Annotated in this window: 16 protein-coding genes; 3 read left to right on the top strand and 13 right to left on the bottom strand. The window is 40.5% G+C overall.

Annotated features, from left to right (window positions below; translation table 11 throughout):
* Positions 1-2 precede the first annotated feature (2 nt).
* The 10 genes from L8T27_RS05820 to L8T27_RS05775 form a co-directional block, all read right to left on the bottom strand.
* Positions 3-1,622 (bottom strand): MFS transporter, encoded by a 1,620-nt coding sequence (locus L8T27_RS05820; RefSeq protein ID WP_237941108.1) that lies wholly within the window; start codon positions 1,620-1,622, stop codon positions 3-5.
* A 124-nt stretch (positions 1,623-1,746) separates the two neighbouring features.
* The gene (locus L8T27_RS05815; protein ID WP_233317776.1) at positions 1,747-2,175 is read right to left on the bottom strand and encodes a MarR family winged helix-turn-helix transcriptional regulator; all 429 of its coding nucleotides are present in this window, start codon (positions 2,173-2,175) and stop codon (positions 1,747-1,749) included.
* A gap of 37 nt (positions 2,176-2,212) precedes the next feature.
* Positions 2,213-2,653, bottom strand: coding sequence for a phosphate-starvation-inducible protein PsiE (psiE, locus tag L8T27_RS05810; RefSeq protein ID WP_396953772.1), 441 nt, complete (start codon positions 2,651-2,653; stop codon positions 2,213-2,215).
* A gap of 456 nt (positions 2,654-3,109) precedes the next feature.
* Entirely contained in the window at positions 3,110-4,333 is a 1,224-nt protein-coding gene (locus L8T27_RS05805; protein ID WP_237941107.1) for a sugar efflux transporter, read from the bottom strand.
* A gap of 97 nt (positions 4,334-4,430) precedes the next feature.
* Entirely contained in the window at positions 4,431-5,429 is a 999-nt protein-coding gene (gene mgrA / locus L8T27_RS05800) for an L-glyceraldehyde 3-phosphate reductase (RefSeq protein ID WP_237941106.1), read from the bottom strand.
* A gap of 20 nt (positions 5,430-5,449) precedes the next feature.
* Positions 5,450-6,067: an SGNH/GDSL hydrolase family protein gene (locus L8T27_RS05795; RefSeq protein ID WP_233317787.1), complete on the bottom strand. Its 618-nt coding sequence runs from the start codon at positions 6,065-6,067 to the stop codon at positions 5,450-5,452.
* A gap of 352 nt (positions 6,068-6,419) precedes the next feature.
* The gene (locus tag L8T27_RS05790; RefSeq protein ID WP_233317789.1) at positions 6,420-7,478 is read right to left on the bottom strand and encodes a Gfo/Idh/MocA family protein; all 1,059 of its coding nucleotides are present in this window, start codon (positions 7,476-7,478) and stop codon (positions 6,420-6,422) included.
* 24 nt (positions 7,479-7,502) lie between these two features.
* Positions 7,503-8,471, bottom strand: a complete 969-nt coding sequence (locus L8T27_RS05785; protein ID WP_237941105.1) for a sugar phosphate isomerase/epimerase family protein — start codon at positions 8,469-8,471, stop codon at positions 7,503-7,505.
* A gap of 29 nt (positions 8,472-8,500) precedes the next feature.
* Positions 8,501-9,532, bottom strand: a complete 1,032-nt coding sequence (locus L8T27_RS05780) for a Gfo/Idh/MocA family protein (protein ID WP_233317796.1) — start codon at positions 9,530-9,532, stop codon at positions 8,501-8,503.
* 25 nt (positions 9,533-9,557) lie between these two features.
* Positions 9,558-10,265: a ThuA domain-containing protein gene (locus L8T27_RS05775; RefSeq protein WP_245399847.1), complete on the bottom strand. Its 708-nt coding sequence runs from the start codon at positions 10,263-10,265 to the stop codon at positions 9,558-9,560.
* A gap of 170 nt (positions 10,266-10,435) precedes the next feature.
* Here L8T27_RS05775 and L8T27_RS05770 point away from each other — a divergent pair, with 170 nt between their 5' ends.
* From L8T27_RS05770 to L8T27_RS05760, 3 genes are all read left to right on the top strand, one after another.
* Positions 10,436-11,341, top strand: coding sequence for an AraC family transcriptional regulator (locus L8T27_RS05770; protein WP_233317801.1), 906 nt, complete (start codon positions 10,436-10,438; stop codon positions 11,339-11,341).
* 103 nt (positions 11,342-11,444) lie between these two features.
* On the top strand, positions 11,445-12,260 hold the full coding sequence (locus L8T27_RS05765; protein WP_237941103.1) for a hypothetical protein: 816 nt from the start codon (positions 11,445-11,447) through the stop codon (positions 12,258-12,260).
* 100 nt (positions 12,261-12,360) lie between these two features.
* The gene (locus L8T27_RS05760; RefSeq protein WP_237941102.1) at positions 12,361-14,367 is read left to right on the top strand and encodes a metallophosphoesterase family protein; all 2,007 of its coding nucleotides are present in this window, start codon (positions 12,361-12,363) and stop codon (positions 14,365-14,367) included.
* A 54-nt stretch (positions 14,368-14,421) separates the two neighbouring features.
* Here L8T27_RS05760 and nadD read toward each other — a convergent pair whose 3' ends face one another.
* From nadD to L8T27_RS05745, 3 genes are read right to left on the bottom strand one after another with little or no spacing between them, the layout of a single operon-like run.
* The gene (nadD, locus tag L8T27_RS05755) at positions 14,422-15,036 is read right to left on the bottom strand and encodes a nicotinate (nicotinamide) nucleotide adenylyltransferase (RefSeq protein WP_233317811.1); all 615 of its coding nucleotides are present in this window, start codon (positions 15,034-15,036) and stop codon (positions 14,422-14,424) included.
* 18 nt (positions 15,037-15,054) lie between these two features.
* Entirely contained in the window at positions 15,055-16,506 is a 1,452-nt protein-coding gene (locus L8T27_RS05750) for a nicotinate phosphoribosyltransferase (protein WP_233317814.1), read from the bottom strand.
* 4 nt (positions 16,507-16,510) lie between these two features.
* Entirely contained in the window at positions 16,511-17,077 is a 567-nt protein-coding gene (locus L8T27_RS05745; protein ID WP_237942261.1) for a cysteine hydrolase family protein, read from the bottom strand.
* Positions 17,078-17,081: the final 4 nt, after the last annotated feature.

Here is a 17,081-nt window from a genome sequence, read left to right as displayed (position 1 = left end):
GATTAGACTCTAATGTTTTCCGCCTTGTGATTTACAGCTTCCTTTGACGGTTTTTGAACAAGTGATCTGCCCTTGCCTGTGGCAACTTTACCGATGGAAGAAAGCAGCATAATTACACCTAAAACTAGCAGTATTGTGAAAAGCTGATGGTAGGCTCCTAAAATAGCAGATTTTTTGGCATGAACAACGAGTTCATAAGATGCCAATGATTTTGCATCTGCAACAGAATTCCCCTGCCCCATTAAACGACGCGTCCAATTTGCCATTTCCAATTTAAACTCTGAACTGTCACTTTGCAGGCTCCAGCGAATCATTTCATAATTGACGGCGTTTTGCTTTGTTAAAAACCATGCGAGTAACGGGGAAACAATGGCACCGGCAAAGTTACGCATAGAATGTAACGTGACAGACCGCATGGAGGCTTGGTGAATGTCTCCTGCAAGAGCAGTTCCTAATGCTCCACCCACTAATACCATGCTTACCCCCGCTCCTAGACAGGCGACTTGAAAATATAATTCATGCAAGGAGGTTGCTGAATCAATTGTTCTCCATTGAATGCTTACGTAAATAACGGCAATTGAACCAATAATACCAAGGATACCTGCTCCTAATTTGTCATATAAAACCGTTTTTAGAACAGCTGTCACAACTATACCGACGAAAAACCAGAAATAAAAATGGGACAAGTATACAAACGGCAAATCTAAATTATTGCGTAAGAACCCATTAATACCAGCAATTGCAAAAACTAATGCCAGATGAGAAGCGATGGCCATGATTGTGCCTGAGATAGGCTTTGATGCCTTTAATGTTCTAAATGGCACTAATGGGGTTTCGGCCTTTCTATCAACAACAATAAATAGGCACATCAGTATGAAAGCTGCTAGTAAAAATGGCCAAACATAGATTGATGAAAAGCCTTTGTCCACTAAATTACATAATGGAACGGCAAGCACCGCTAGCAAAGCCGTCCATAGGAATATGCCTGTTTTGTCCTGTGGCAAATGCTCTTCTTTCTGCTCTAGCTTTGGCAAACCGAAAAAGCCAACCAATAAACACAGAACAGAAGCTATAACATTCAGCACAAACAGCCAGCGCCAAGCGTCGGCCTGTAAGGATACGGCTCCAAATAAAGCACCTAAAGCGCTAGCACCGAACAGACCTGTGATGATCATCAGCAAAAACGTGTTCCTGATTTTATTAGGAAACGACTTTAGACTGGCAGGCAAGATCGTTAAAAACAAAAATCCTGCACTGATTCCTTGGACAACCCTCCCGATGATAAGAAACAATAAATCTTCTGTAAGGACTGCCATAATGGAGCCAATCAGAAAAATAAATGTAAACAGCAAATAGTTCTTTCGTAAACCAAATTTCCTTGTCAACACTGGTCCTATAGGCACACCAAATGCAAACCCAAGATTAGATAAGGTCGAAGGCAGCAATAGGCTGCTTGTTCCAAGCTGCAAACCATTTTGTATCACACCTTGGTTTAATATATAAGAAAGATTGGAAAAATACTGTGAACCGATGGCGAATATTGTCAAGATGGAAATGATTAAATATGGAGGAACTGCCACCTTCTCTGATTCAGATGCAGATGTATTAACTTGCTGACTCATTTTCCCTCCCCCTTTTTGTGGTTATTTATATATTGTATATAACAAGTTGTATTATACAATATATAAATAAATAATCAATCTTTTTTTACGGCAGAAAAAAAGAGACTCTTTGTAAGAATCCCTTTTAATCTTGCCCCCACTTCTTAAAATCAGCATTAAGGCGACTAATTAATTTATCCAATTGGCCGATTTCTTCCTGTTTCCAGTCTTTTAAGATATCCCCATACACTGTACGGCGTGCCTTTTGCACTCGTTTTAGAACCTCAAGTCCTTCTTCTGTTATTTCAATCAGGCTTATCCGTCCATTATTCGCATCAGGGTATCTTTTAATATAAGCTTTCGTTTCGAGATTACTAACCTGTCTGCTGGCAGTTGAGATATTTAACAGCAGCTGGTGTGCTATTTCATTAATTCCAATCGGCCCTTTTTGCTGTAATTCACTTAATATTAAGTATTCGGATCGATCAAGACTCCCAAGCTTTGGATTGCTTGCCGTAATTAAACGAACCAGAAGTGCAACTTCATATTCTATCGACTGAAGTGAACTATTCATTTGCATCCTCCCCCTTTGAAGCTTCTCTTTACTATTTCTAATGTTTCCTTGATGATGCTGCCGAGATTATGTAGTAGCTGATAACTAATACAAGAATAGCACAGGTATACAGCAGTGTGTGCAATGGATTATCGTGGTAGACAATGATAAGTCTGACCATTGCAGTGATGCCGATATAAAGAAAGTATCTTAATGGAAAGTGATAGCTTTCTTGAAAATATTTCACTATGAGGGCAATAAACTCAAAGTACAAAAAGAACACCAATATTCTTTCAAGCAGTTCATAATTGCTGCTTATCTGATGGAGCTCCATTGCATGTCCGACAAAGTAAATGATTTCTTTGCATAATAAAACACTTAGCATTAACGCAAGCAAAATCAAGGAAATATTCAAAATTTGCTGCAAGATATTGGCAAGCAGCAAATGCTGTTTTTTTACTTGTTTTTTCTCTTTTTCCTTTCGAGACTCCAACAACACTCCTCCTAGCTTGAGGATAATTTCAAACGATTCTTTTATTTTATACATAAATTTATTTTTTTACTATGAGTTTACTGCAATTTTTATTTGGCTATAAAAAAGAGGTTGAGATAAAACGAAAGATAACCAGTCTAAACACGATTAATAAAATTACAATTTGAAAAATAAAGCTTGTGACTAAATTGAATACGGCTTTAAAATTAGTTCGTTTCATTGCGCTCCAGCCACTCGCTTTCCGCGGGGAGGAAGATGAGCCTCCTCGTCTTCGCCTGCGTAGTCTCATCCTTTCCTCTATTTCCCGCAGGAGTTGAGTGTCCTCCGCTCCATTCCACTAAGATTTTTAATTAGTGTATTAAAACTAAAACACAAAAACCGATCTATTAATCAATACATGATTAAATAGATCGGTGTTTACACAAATTTACATACTTATGTCTCTGCCTTTTTCATAAAACTTTATTCCATCCGAAACGATGCTGTTTGTGCTTTTTGCTTTTCCTTTCCGAAAAGGATTAGACATAGTAAGGCAACAATGGCGAAAATCGCATAAATAATAATGACATTGCCATAGCTCATCGCTTCTGCTAAAACGCCAAACAGCAAATAACCAACCGTGTTGCCGATTTGGGTAGAATTCATATACAGTGTTGTTGCCGTTCCTTGTGCTTGAGGAATAAAATCCTGAAAATAAGAAATGGCAATTCCTGAAGTAATGGAAACTTGTGCAGCACTTAATATTTGCAGTGGATAGATCTGCCAAGGTTCGCCAACAAAAAAGAATAGAGTAAAATAAATGGCAGCAATGCCAAAGCCTATCCTTATGAGCAGACTGTTATCAAGCTTTGTAGCCAAGATTCCGACAGCAATCATCATTGGTACTTCAAAAATCGGCGGCACACTGAATATTAACCCAACATCAAACTCGCTGCCACCAAGCACTTTAGTAACAAATTGCGGAGCATTCAACATATGAATTGATGTTGCAGCTGCTAAAAGCAAAGCAGCAGCCAAGTTTCCGAATATATGAGGCTTCCGGACATAAGAGCTCACCCCGGTAGGGGCAGCCTTCTTTTCACCAACAATTTTCGGAATATCCTTCAAGAAAAGCAGTATTACAATCATTCCTATTCCATAGCTTGCTGCAACTAACAGAAACAATCCTTTGAAGTCTATTATTGCCAGCAGCCATGCTGCTGCTGCAGGTCCTACTGTCCAGGAAAGAGCAAAGAACATCCTGAAAACATTCATTACAAACGGCACCTGTTCTTTCGGAACATCAGAATGATACAGCGCCTCCCGCGCATAGGCCCACAGCTGCGGCACAGAGGCAGCTGCCGAACCAAGCAGAACAAAGGCTATCACTGCCAAAAAGAGATAATCCCGGACAAAGGCAAAGCCTATATAGCCGAGCATGCCTGTAAAGCTTGTAAATAATAAAATTTTCTTTCTGCTTAATTGTGCATCTGATTTTTTGGCAATGATGGTGCTGATTACGACACCGCCAATTGCCATAATTGTCATAAATACCCCAAATCCGATATTGCTCATTCCAACCTCATCAATTCCAAAAAGGGAAGAGAATGGGGCAAAAAATGACATAGACAAGCCAAATATGAAATTCGCTAAAAAAAGAATTGGAAATGATGGGATTCTCCACACAAACAACAGTTTTTTTATCATGATGATTTCCTCTCCTTTTTTCTATCAATACAGTTGTATTCTGTCTTTAGCAAACAAACATTGCTGCCATTTAGACAGCAATGTTATTTTGTAACTGCTAGAAGGAAGCAGTTAAAATATAATCAATATCTGCAAGCTCTTTCTCCGAAAAATCTAAGTTGTTCAGTGCTGCGACATTTTCTTCAACTTGGCTAACTCGGCTTGCACCGATGAGAGCAGAAGTAACTTTCCCATGGCGAAGAACCCATGCTAAAGACATTTGAGCAAGGCTTTGACCGCGGTTTGATGCAATTTGATTCAATTTCATCACGCGATCTACCAACTCCTCGGTAACCTGGTCTTTCTTCAGGAAGCTTTGTGGTTTTGCAGCCCTTGAATTTTCCGGAATGCCGTTTGCGTATTTGCTTGTCAGCAAACCTTGTGCCAGCGGACAAAAGGCAATCGAACCAACACCGTTTTCTGCTAATACGTCTTGAAGCCCTGTTTCTATCCAGCGGTCCAAAAGAGAATATTTCGGCTGATGAATAAGCAGCGGAGTGCCAAGGCGATTGAGAATTTTGACTGCTTCTGCAGTCTGTTCTGCACTATAGTTAGAGATTCCAACATACATAGCTTTCCCTTGCCGAACAACGAGGTCAAGAGCCGACATCGTCTCCTCTAAAGGCGTATTTGGATCTGGACGATGCGAGTAAAAGATATCCACATACTCAAGTCCCATTCTTTTCAAGCTTTGATCAAGACTGGAAACAAGATATTTTTTTGAGCCCCAGTCACCATATGGACCTGGCCACATATGATAGCCTGCCTTAGTGGAAATAACCATTTCATCCCGATATGGCGCAAAATCATCCTTTAACATTTTTCCGAACATCTCTTCCGCTGTTCCAGGCGGCGGCCCGTAATTATTTGCCAGGTCGAAATGGGTGATGCCCAAATCAAATGCTTTCCTTAAAATAGCCCGGCCATTTTCATATGTATCCACACCGCCAAAATTATGCCAAAGCCCTAAAGAGATGGCTGGGAGCAAAAGACCTGAGTTTCCAGCTCGATTATATTTCATCGATTCATAACGGTTTTCATTCGCTGTATACACCATTTCGTTATCTCCTTTTCGATTTAGTTTAAGACGGCTTGAAGCCATGTTTGTGCCATCAGCATATTTCCAGCTGTATTCATATGAACACCGTCTGTTGTCAGCACTTGGTGATTCTCTTTTTGAAGATATGCAATAAATGCTGTATGTGTTGGCACAAGCACGGCATTATAGCTTTCAGCCAGTTCCTGTACTGCTTTTACATATGGTATGAGCAGCCTGTTTCCTTGGGCATCTACATTCTCTTCGATTACAGTCGGCTCCATTAAAATGACTTTGGCATTTGTGCGGGCGCGAACTTGCTCAATCAAATTAGCATAAACTTCTTTAAATTGTTCTGGCGACAATGACTCTTGATGCGGGGAATCCAGCTGTCGCCATACATCATTGATGCCAATTGATATCGATACATAATCTGGCTTTAGATTCAGTACATCTGCTTCCCAGCGCTCCGCCAAATCAGGGACTCTATTGCCGCCAATCCCTTTATTGATGATTGTTGGGAGAGACTCTGGCCGATTAATCGCCATATAATCTCTAATATAACGGACATAGCTGAAACCAATCTGTTCCGGATCTTCATATCTGCCTGCTTCTGTAATGCTGTCACCAATGAACAGCAATAGATCCTTTTTGTTCAAGCTGACCAACCTCTTTCCCTCACAAAAGTTTAAGTGTTCTACATGTATATATTAATAGTTCAAACGCTTTCATCACATTGTTCGCACCAATACTAGCATTCTCTTATTCTATTTGCAAACCCTTTTTTTCTATTTACAAAAATTGAAAAACATGTTTTTTTTGTTGACAGCTAAGAAAGAGGACCCCCAATCAGGAATCCTCTTCATATTTATTCACGTTCTGCTTGGACAATGGCTGCTAAATTTGTTTTTTGACTTTCATTTAATCAAGTCAATTAATTTAGTATAGCTATTGGCAAATGTCATTGCAGAGTGTTTCAGCTACCTTTGAGTCTTCACAAAGGTTCGTCTATTAAGCCAATTCTTTTTGCGATGTATTTTGTTGGAATACAACTCTTTCTCTTTTCTTGCCAGATTCATAGATAGCACAAATCATTTTTTGTGTTTTTAATGCATCTGTTCCCGTAATATCAGGGGCTGCTCCTGATTTTAGAGACTCATAGAAATTGTTGATTTGCTTGACATGACTTACACCCCAATAGCCCTTTGCACCATTATCATAATGGAATGTTTCTTGCGGATTATTGTCAGCGATAAACTCTCTGCCATCCATCAAACGAACAGTTGCACGGTCTGCAACCATTTTAGCAATTCCTTGTTCACAATGCAGCTCTATTTCCACAGGTGCATCATATGTGTAGTAATTGATGGCATGAAAAGCTGCTACAACATTGTTTTGAAAGGAAATTACTCCTTCAGCAGAATCCTCTACTTCAATTATTTCATGAGCTCTGTTGCTGATGGTTGCATCGACATATTTAATATCACTGTCAATGAACCATCTCATCAAATCTAATGTGTGAATCGCCTGGTCGATAATAACGCCGCCGCCTTCTTTCTCCCACGTACCTTTCCAATCACTTTTTTGATAATATTCATCAGAGCGATCCCATGTTACTGATAATTTTCCTGATTTAATCGCACCCAATTCACCGTTTACAAGCATCCTCTTAATAAGCTGAGAGCCTGGATTATAACGATTCTGGAAAATAACGCCTAATGTTGTGCCATTTTCCTGATGTGCTGCTACCATCTCTTCTGCATCTTCTAAGCTGATAGACATCGGCTTTTCTGTCAGCACATGAATCTTTCTTTTTGCTGCAGCAATGGCAACAGGCGCATGCAAATGATGGGGCAGACAAATATGGATAACATCGAGAGACTCTTGCTCAAACATCTTTTCATAGTCTGTGTAGCTGGCACAATTATAAATGGCCGCTTTTGAATCTGCCCGGTCTTTTTTTACATCACAAACTGCAACAAGCTCAGCATCTTCTCTTGTTACGATTGATTGTGCATGCATCGGAAAAATATTGCCACACCCTACGATCCCTACTTTATATGAAGTCATGCTTAAATCCTCCTAAATTGGTATTTATGCCCACCACATTTGAGATGGTGCTTCTTCGATAACAACTGACTTAAGTGTTGATACAGCTCTTGCCAGTCCTTCACGGATAGACATAAGTGGATCCTCATGCTCGATACTGACAACATAGTCATAGCCGTATGTGCGCAATGCACTCATCATATCAGACCATTCTGCAGCACTATGGCCGCAGCCGACAGACCGGAAAGTCCACGCCCTTGACTGTACATTTCCGTATGGCTGCATATCTGTCAATCCATACATATTCGCATTATCCTGGTCGATATACGTATCTTTAGCATGGAAATGATGGATTGCATTTGCTTTTGCCAATATTTTAATGGCTCCCACAGGATCAATGCCCTGCCACCATAAGTGGCTTGGATCAAGGTTGGCGCCGATTGCATCACATGTTTCTTCGCGCAGCTTCAAAAGTGTGTATGGAGTATGAACTAAGAATCCGCCATGCAGTTCAAGACCAATTTTCACATTGTGATCACTTGCGTACTGTCCTACTTCCTTCCAGTAAGGAATCAGCTTTTCCTCCCATTGCCATGTTTTCACATCACTGTATTCAGTTGGCCATGGAGTGACTGGCCAATTCGGAAACTTCGCTCCTTCATGATCACCAGCTGTTCCAGAGAAGCAATTAACAACAGGCACATTTAGAAGGGAGGCAAGCTTGATTGTTTTCATCAAAGTTTCATGAGATTTCAACGCGAACTCCTTCTCAGGAGAAATTGGGTTGCCGTGACAACTGAACGCACTTATCATTAATCCTCTGTCTTCGACTTTCTTTATATATTCCTGCCTCTTTGTTTCATCCTCCAGCAATGTGTCCAAATCACAGTGTGCATTGCCCGGATAGCCTCCTGTGCCGATTTCAACAGCCTGCAGGCCGGCTTCCTTTACTGCATCAAGCATTTCTTCAAACGATTTATCCGCAAACAGGACTGTAAAGACTCCTAGTTTCATTGCCATTCTCTCCTTCTAATCTATATATTTTATTGATTTATTGTTGCGATTTGCTTTGTCTCTTTTGATTTAATCGCACCTAATATAACTTCCAGAGATTTTTTGCCTTCTTCTCCTGTAATCAAAGGTTCACTGTCCGTTAGAATGGAAGCGACAAAATGATCAATCACACCTGTTGCATTTTGGCCGCCTTCATCATTTGATTGGATTTTACCAAGCTCATAGTTTACTGTTTCCCCATTAGCATACTGCACGATTAAAGAGTATTGAGGATGATCTTCCAATCTTAAGATTGCCTTCTCACCGTAAATCACCGTCGAATTATCTTCTTTGCTCGTGTAAGCCCAGCTTGCCGCCAATGTTCCGATTACTCCGCTTTCTGTCTTCAATACGCACACAGCATTATCATCCACATCGGCAAAATCCTTCGCATTTGTTTCCACAAAGGCTCCAACCTCAACGAATTCCTCCCCTAGAATATAGCGGAGAAGGTCTGTTTTATGAACACCTAAGTCTCCCATTGCGCCAATGAATGCTTTTTCTTTCTGGAAGAACCAGCTTCCCTTGCCGTCCACGCTCCATTGCTCCGGACCACCATGGCCGAATGCTGTGCGGAAACTGTATAATTTGCCAATTTCACCTGATTTAATTAGTTCACGAGCTTTTTGATGTGATTTTACAAAACGCTGATTATGCCCGATCATTAATTTTTTTCCGCTCTTTTTGGCTGCTTCTATCATTTGGGCTGCTTCTTCAGATGAGGTTGCCATCGGCTTTTCGCACAGCACATGTTTGCCTGCATTCAATGCAGCAACAGAAATTGGTGCATGCAGATAGTTTGGTGTACATACACTTACCGCATCGATTTCTGCAACAGCAAGAAGCTCTGTATAATCTGTATATGCTTTTGCACCATATTTTTTGCCAATCTCAAGAGCGCGCTCCTCATTAATATCACAAACAGCGACTATCTCCACATTCTTATTCCAGCTGTATTCAGGCAGATGCCTGTGCTGAGCGATGCTCCCGCAGCCAATTACACCAATTTTTAATGTACTCATGTTTTTTTCCCCCTATGATTTTTTTCTATAACTTTTCTAAAGGCTGACTGTTCCCGTATACAGGACGTGTTCTGGCAACCGGCTTCGCCCAGTTCACTGCATTAATGATGACTTGTTGAATGTCTTTCTGATGATATGTAGGATACGTTTCATGTCCCGGTCTGAAATAAAATATTTTTCCGTTCCCTCTTTGGTATGTACAGCCGCTTCTGAACACTTCTCCGCCTGTAAACCAGCTTGTAAAAATCAGCTCATCTGGTGCTGGGATATCAAAATGCTCGCCATACATCTCCTCTTTTTCTAGCTCGATATATTCACCGATTCCTTCAGCAATCGGATGACTTGGAGCAACTACCCACAGCCTTTCCTTATCAGCCGCTTCTCTCCACTTCAAATCACAGCTTGTTCCCATTAGCTTTTTGAATATTTTCGAAAAATGGCCGGAGTGCAAGACGATAAGTCCCATTCCATCTAGAACACGCTTATGCACTTTTTCTACAATTTCGTCCTTTACTTCTCCATGCGCAATATGCCCCCACCAGACAAGAACATCTGTGTTTTCCAGCACCTCATCTGTCAGGCCGTGCTCCGGATCATCCAAGGTTGCCGTTTTTGTATCAAAGCCTGCATTTTTTAGAACGCTGTCAATACAGCCGTGTATACCATCAGGGTAAATTTCCGCTACAACAGGATTTATTTTTTCATGGCGATTTTCGTTCCATATAGTTATCAAGTTAGCCACACTCCAATACCGATTTATGGTATCATTATAAAAAATGAAAGCGATTTAATAAATGCTCAAAATTGGCTTCTTTTTATTCAATTGTGTCATTTATCGAAAATAAAAAAATACACTTCCATAATGGATGATGCATTTATATCTTTTGTCGGGGGTCTTAGAGAATGGTTAAAAATACATATGAAGAACCTGTTAATGAAGTGGTTCATTATGAAAATCCGTTATTATCTTTAAAGGTTTGGGAAATTAATGATGAGCCGGATTATACTGCGCTTATCGAGCAGGAGACATGGCATTTTCATAAGGAAGTCGAATTTCTCGCAATCATGGAGGGCAATTTAGCGATTCAGCACCAATATCAATCCACTGTGATTGGAAGTGGGGACACTTATATTATGGGTGCATCCCAGCCCCACCGGACATGTAAACCTTCTAAAGGAAATCTGCGCTATATTGTGTTTCAAGTAGACTTAGTGAAGCATTTTGACCAGAGCATCCTGCCCTATTTGCATTGCTTTTCTGAGGTCACAACACCGCTGCAGCATTTAAATTATATTTTTGAAAAAAATGAACAAGTAAAAAAACAGGTATACAGCCTGATTATGGAGATTTATATGGAGGCACAGCAAAAGGAAAAGGGATATGAGATTGCCATCAATTCGGCCATAAAAAAGCTTTTGCTGCTGCTCATTAGAAACGACGAGCAAAATTTGCTGAAATTTGCCGATGCGGAAAGCTTCACCCGGTTAAAGCCAGTGCTAGATTATATTGAAGATCATCTAAAAGATAAGCTTTTTGTCGAGGAAGCCTGCTCTATCTTAAACTTAAGCTATCACTATTTCATTAAGTATTTCAAAAAAAGCATGGGAATTTCCTTTATAGACTATGTGAATCTTAAACGAATTAAAAGAGCAGAGCTGCTGCTGTTAACAAGTGAAAAAAGCATTATGGAAATCAGTTTTGATGTTGGCATAAGCAATATTGCCCAGTTTTATAAGCTGTTCAAACGTCATAATCTCTGCTCTCCAAAGGAATATCGTCTTCGCATGCAGCAAAATGCTGCAGTTTAAACAAAAAGAAATTTAAGCATATCTTAAGCTTTCCTCTCTACTATTAATACGGATTTATCTATACTACTAGATTCCGAATTTTTATTAGAAGGGAAGTTTTTTTATGTCCATATCAGTAAGTAATGCTTCTGCTTATTTGCAAATGCTGCAAAAATCAGCAGTGCAAACAGTCACTGCTCAAGATGACTCTATCGCTTCATTCCAAGATATGCTCACAGCAAGCAGCCAAGGAAGCGAGGTGCCCGTCACAAGCACAAAGGACTTACCAGCATTAACAATTGAACAAAAAACAGCATTTCTAAAAAATATGCAACCGAAGGCAGAAGAGAGCGGCAGCTTGACAGATACTCCCCTGCAAGACAGCTTGCAAACAGCATATACAACCATCAGCAGTCTCTTATCAGAATTTGACACAGAAGAAAGTACAGAAGACGAAATCTCCTCCCTTTTTGAACAAGTATCAGACACTTTGGAAAGTGCTAAGCCTCAAAGGGTGATGTCTATAGGAACAATGCCTCCACCAGTGATTTCACAAATGAGCGAGGAATACACTGTTGCCCAGATGAGTCAATTCCTTTCCAATATAATCAGCAGCTTAAACACGGAGGATACTGCGGAAGCTTCCATTATTACAGATTCATTATCTAGTGATCTGTCTGGCCAGCTTGCAGGCTTCGATTTAGAATCGGCCTCGGATGAACAGATTGCTAACATTTTCGAGAGCATACTGCAAGAACTAAATGAAGAGCAGAGCAATGCTGACAGTTCATCAAGTGTTACTAGTGAAACTATCTCTGAAGCCTTCCCAAACAGTATACAGCTGTCTGGAAGCTCACTGCCTCCCTTTAACTGGAAGCCAGGTTCAAGCACGAATACTGCAGCAACGAGCAGTGCTTCTATTAGCACTTCTTTCTATTAATAATGCAAAGAAAGCGGGTGGCATTTATTGTCACCCTTTCGTTATCACCTTTTTGTGCTAGGTGAATAGCCTATAACAAAAAAGGGGGCGGTGATTTATCTTGCATTTACCTGATATCCTCGCTGGACCGATCTTAAGAAGAACAGAAAGCAAAGAGCTGTACTGCTGGATTGCATTAAGCAAGCCAATGGAAGCAAGAACCGAAGTGTTTGCTGTTCAGCAGTCTAATGATGCTTGCTTTCTAGAACGTATAAGTTCTCATAGTGAAACAACCCTTGTCAAAATGGGAAAAAACTTATTTATATATTTAATGAAGGCTGAACCAGCAGAAGGTAGCTTTCCAACAGGACAGCTGCTTGGCTATAATGTATTTTTTAGCGATGGAAACAAAGAATGGCATCTTGGTGACTACCAAATGCTTGATTCACATAATCCGTATTCCATTGTATACGGTGATTATCCATTGCCTTCTTTTTTTATTCCCGAAAATAAAAGCACCTTTATGTACGGATCTTGCCAAAAGCTGCATGGAACAGGCAATGATGCATTAATTAAAGGAGACAGCCTGCTTACAGAATTCTGGTCTGATTTACAAGTAAGGCCATCCTCTCTCTTCCTTCTTGGAGATCAAATCTATGCTGATGATGTCGCAGACCCAATCACGCCATTCATTCAAAGTCTTGGAGAAATATTGATCGGCAAGAAGGAACCTCTCCAAGATTTAGCTTTGGAGCTTGACCAAAAATACAGCACAAAAATGTATCAAGTGAACGGTCGTGGGGAACTGACAAAAGAGCTGTGCGGCTTTACCTCCAGAAAAGCAGCAAATCATTTGTTATCGTTAGGGGAATATGCAGCGATGTACCTTTTGAGCTGGAGTCCCGCTCTTTGGCAAGCAGCCGGACAAAAAGCAGCAATCCCTAATTTGGATCATCTGTTAGCTGAAAATAAGTATTTTGTCGACAAATCATTACAGTCAGACAAAGCTTTGCACACAAAACGGAAAGAATATGAAGAACAATCCAAAAGCCTGATACAATTTGCAGCATCCACGCCTCATATTCGCAGAGTGTTGGCCAACATGTCTGTTTATATGATCTTTGATGATCATGATATAACAGATGACTGGAACATTTCCGCTGACTGGATGGAAAATGTTTGGTCTGCTCCTCTTGGCCGTCATTCCGTCGCAAATGGACTGACCGCCTACTGGGCTTTCCAAGGCTGGGGCAATGCACCTGATTCTTTTTCTGCCCCTTTTTTAGCTGTTATTAATTCCCGTCTTCAAGGCTTAAATTATAAAACAACTCCATATGAGAATTGGATTTCTTCAATGTGGACCTATGCCAACTGGCATTATACGATCCCGTCTACTCCAATTACACTTGTCCTCGATACTAGAACACAGCGCTTCTATCCTGACACAAAACAACGGATGATAACACCATTCCTTACCAGCCGGACAAACGGCCCCAATCTGATTAACAAGGACGCATGGGACCAGCTTGAATCAAGCCTTAATGAATCTGGCTGGCAAGAAGGGGAACCTCTTATCCTTTTGTCTGCAACTCCTTTATACGGCGTCGACCTGATTGAGACTTTCTTAAAAAAGATTGTCCTGCCTGTTTCAAAAAATATCCCAAAACTGCAGGAGACAATGGACTTAGAATGGTGGAAATTCAACAGTCGCGGTTTCCATGAATTTCATACAAGAATAGCTAAGTGGAACCCTTCTGAGTGTGTTATTCTTTCTGGTGATGCACATATGGCTTTCGCCTTAAAATCGGAGGTCGAGTTTTTTCCTCATGACAAGAGAACTATTCACCAATACACAAGCAGTCCGATTAAAAATGAATCATTTCGCGGACTGGCCAATCTTGCAATCAAAGGATCTTTATTCTTAAGCAATCAAGTTATCAAAAAGAATATTACGCATCGTTATTATGATCACAGTCAACTCTTGAGTGAGGGAGAACCAAGCACAGCTTGTATATGGAAGGAAACAATCCGACATGAGACGTTAGAAAATGGCTTTCTCATTAAGACGACTAACAATATTGGTCTGATTGAATTTACAGGCTGCGAAATTAATAACAGCTTTTTATAGGATGGAAGCCGTATGAAACATCTTCGTCCTGATGTTTCATACGGCTGCTTTTACCTATTCGTATAGCCTATTCTCTTTAATATAGCTGTAGCAGGAGTCTGGCAGTAAATAGCGCGGTTCTCCGCCCATTGCCAATTCCTCGCGAATGTAGGTAGAGCTGATTTCCATAGCCAGCCCTTTATCAAGAAGGTGAAATGTCGTACCATCATCATTATTTCTTAAAATAGGCGAGTGACTTATTGCCTGCAGCATATCAATGCCGTTTCTTGCCATTACAATGAACTTATTTTCTGAAATTAGCTCCTCGCCCTTCGTCCACTTTCCTTTGCCGATATCAACGAGCAAATCTGCACCCATAATAAAGTAAATATCATCTTCAGGAAATACTTCTTTAAAGTGATTCAACGTGTTATACGTATAAATATTCCACGCCTCTTGTTTCATTTCATAATCATCTGCGACAAATTTAGGATTGTTATCAATTGCAAGCTCCAGCATCCTCCAGCGATGCTGATCTTCAACATGTAACTGTTTGTCACGACGCTTGCTTGAGCAAGGCAGGAAAATAACTTTATCAAGCTTACAGCGATGTGCGACAGTGCTCGCCGTCCACAAATGGACATTCGTGACAGGATCAAAAGATGACCCATATATTCCGATTTTCCCCATTGTAAAGCTCTCCCTTCCTTACAAACTGTTTTCGACTTCCTCTTGCACTTTTTTGATAAGTGTCATTTTATTGTTCCAGCATTCCTGGCTGAGATCAACAGGATATTCCTCTGGATTCAACATCCGCTTGTACTCATCCCAAAATAGCTTCAGACTGCTCTTCGCATAGCTTTGCACTTCTTGGAGAGGCGGAAGTTCATAGCAGACTTCTCCTTCTTTGACAACAGCTACATGAAGTTCCTTAGCTGTATAATCTGTCACAAATTTGCTTATATATGTGTGAACTGGATGGAACATTTTCAGTCTTTCTTTGTGCACCTCTTCTTTAGCAAGAGCAATATAGTCCCCTTCTGCATGGCCGTTTCCATTATTAATGATTCGGTACAGTCTTTTTTCCCCTGGTGTAGTCACTTTTTCAGGATTAGCTGATATTTTTATCGTATCTGTCATCTGTCCATTCGCTTCCTCAATACATACAAGCTTGTAAACACCGCCTAATGCGGCTTGATCGTATGCGGTAATAAGCTTTGTCCCGATTCCCCACACATCGATTCTTGCTCCTTGCGCCTTAACATTCATGATTGTTTTTTCATCAAGATCGTTTGAAGCAATGATTTGTGTATCCTTGAACCCTGCATCATCAAGAAGCTTTCTGGCCTGTTTTGATAAATACGCTAAATCACCGCTGTCTAATCTTATTCCCTTAAAGTTTATGCGGCCTGCAAATTCCTTTGCTACTTTAATCGCATTAGGCACACCTGAACGCAAGGTGTCATAAGTGTCTACTAAGAAGACACAATCCTTGTGACTGCTGGCATAGCTTTTGAAAGCTTTGTATTCGTCCCGGTATGCTTGCACAAGTGCATGAGCATGAGTTCCGGCAATTGGAATATCAAAAAGTTTTCCTGCTCTGACATTGCTTGTTGCCGAAAACCCGCCGATATAGGCTGCTCTAGTACCCCATAAAGCAGCATCAAGCTCATGTGCTCTTCTTGTGCCGAATTCCATTGCAGTATCTTCTCCAATGACCATCTTAATGCGGGAGGCCTTTGTCGCAATCAACGTTTGATAGTTTACGATATTCAAGAGAATTGTTTCTAAAAGCTGAGCTTCTGCCAAAGGGGCCTCCACTCTCAGCAGCGGTTCATTTCCAAAGACAATTTCCCCCTCTTTCATCGAGTAAATATCACCAGTAAAGCTTAGCTTGCTGAGATAGCTTAAAAAATCTTCTGCATAGCCGTATTCTCGCAAATATTGAATGTCTGTATCAGAGAAATGAAAGTTTTTAATAACTTGTAAAACCCGCTCGAGCCCTGCAAAGACTGCATAGCCATTACCAAAAGGAAGCTTGCGGAAGTACATTTCAAACACTGCCTTTTGTTCATGGATATTATCCTTCCAATATGTTTCCACCATGTTGATTTGATATAAGTCTGTATGCAGCATTAAACTGTCATCTGAATATTTCATTTATTTAACACACTCCTTTTCCCTTGATTATCGTAGCTCCTAATGCCGCTTTAAAATGTTCCATTGCCCAATCATGCCCTTGTTGGGAGAAGGAGGCAACTGCATCCTCATAAACTGCTATGCTAAAGCCTTTGTTATATGCATCAACAGCCGTATGAAGCACACATATATCTGTGCATAACCCAACAAGATGAAGTTCTGTTATCCCTCGTTCCCTTAATTTCAACTCCAAATCTGTCCCTGCAAATGCTGAATATCTTGTTTTATCTAGATAATAAATATGTGGAGACTGTTTATTTCTTTCATAAACTTCCCGTAAACTGCCGAATAAATTTCTGCCCGCACTGTTCCTAATATTATGTGGGGGGAACAATGCTCGCTCTGGATGATAATGATCATTTAATTCATGAACATCAATTGCAAACACTGTAAAATCACCGTTTTGTATAAATCTTTCCGTAATGGCTGAAACTTCTCTTTCTATTAATTGCCCCTTTTCCCCGCAAGATAATCGCCCGTCCACGGCAGCAAAATCGAATGTATAGTCAATATTTATTAACGCCTTATTCACCATA

This window comes from Niallia sp. Man26, from assembly GCF_022049065.2.
In the GTDB taxonomy this organism is placed as follows: domain Bacteria; phylum Bacillota; class Bacilli; order Bacillales; family Cytobacillaceae; genus Niallia.
The sequence above is the reverse complement of the archived record's forward strand: the minus strand, read 5'-3'. Positions and strand labels throughout refer to the sequence as shown.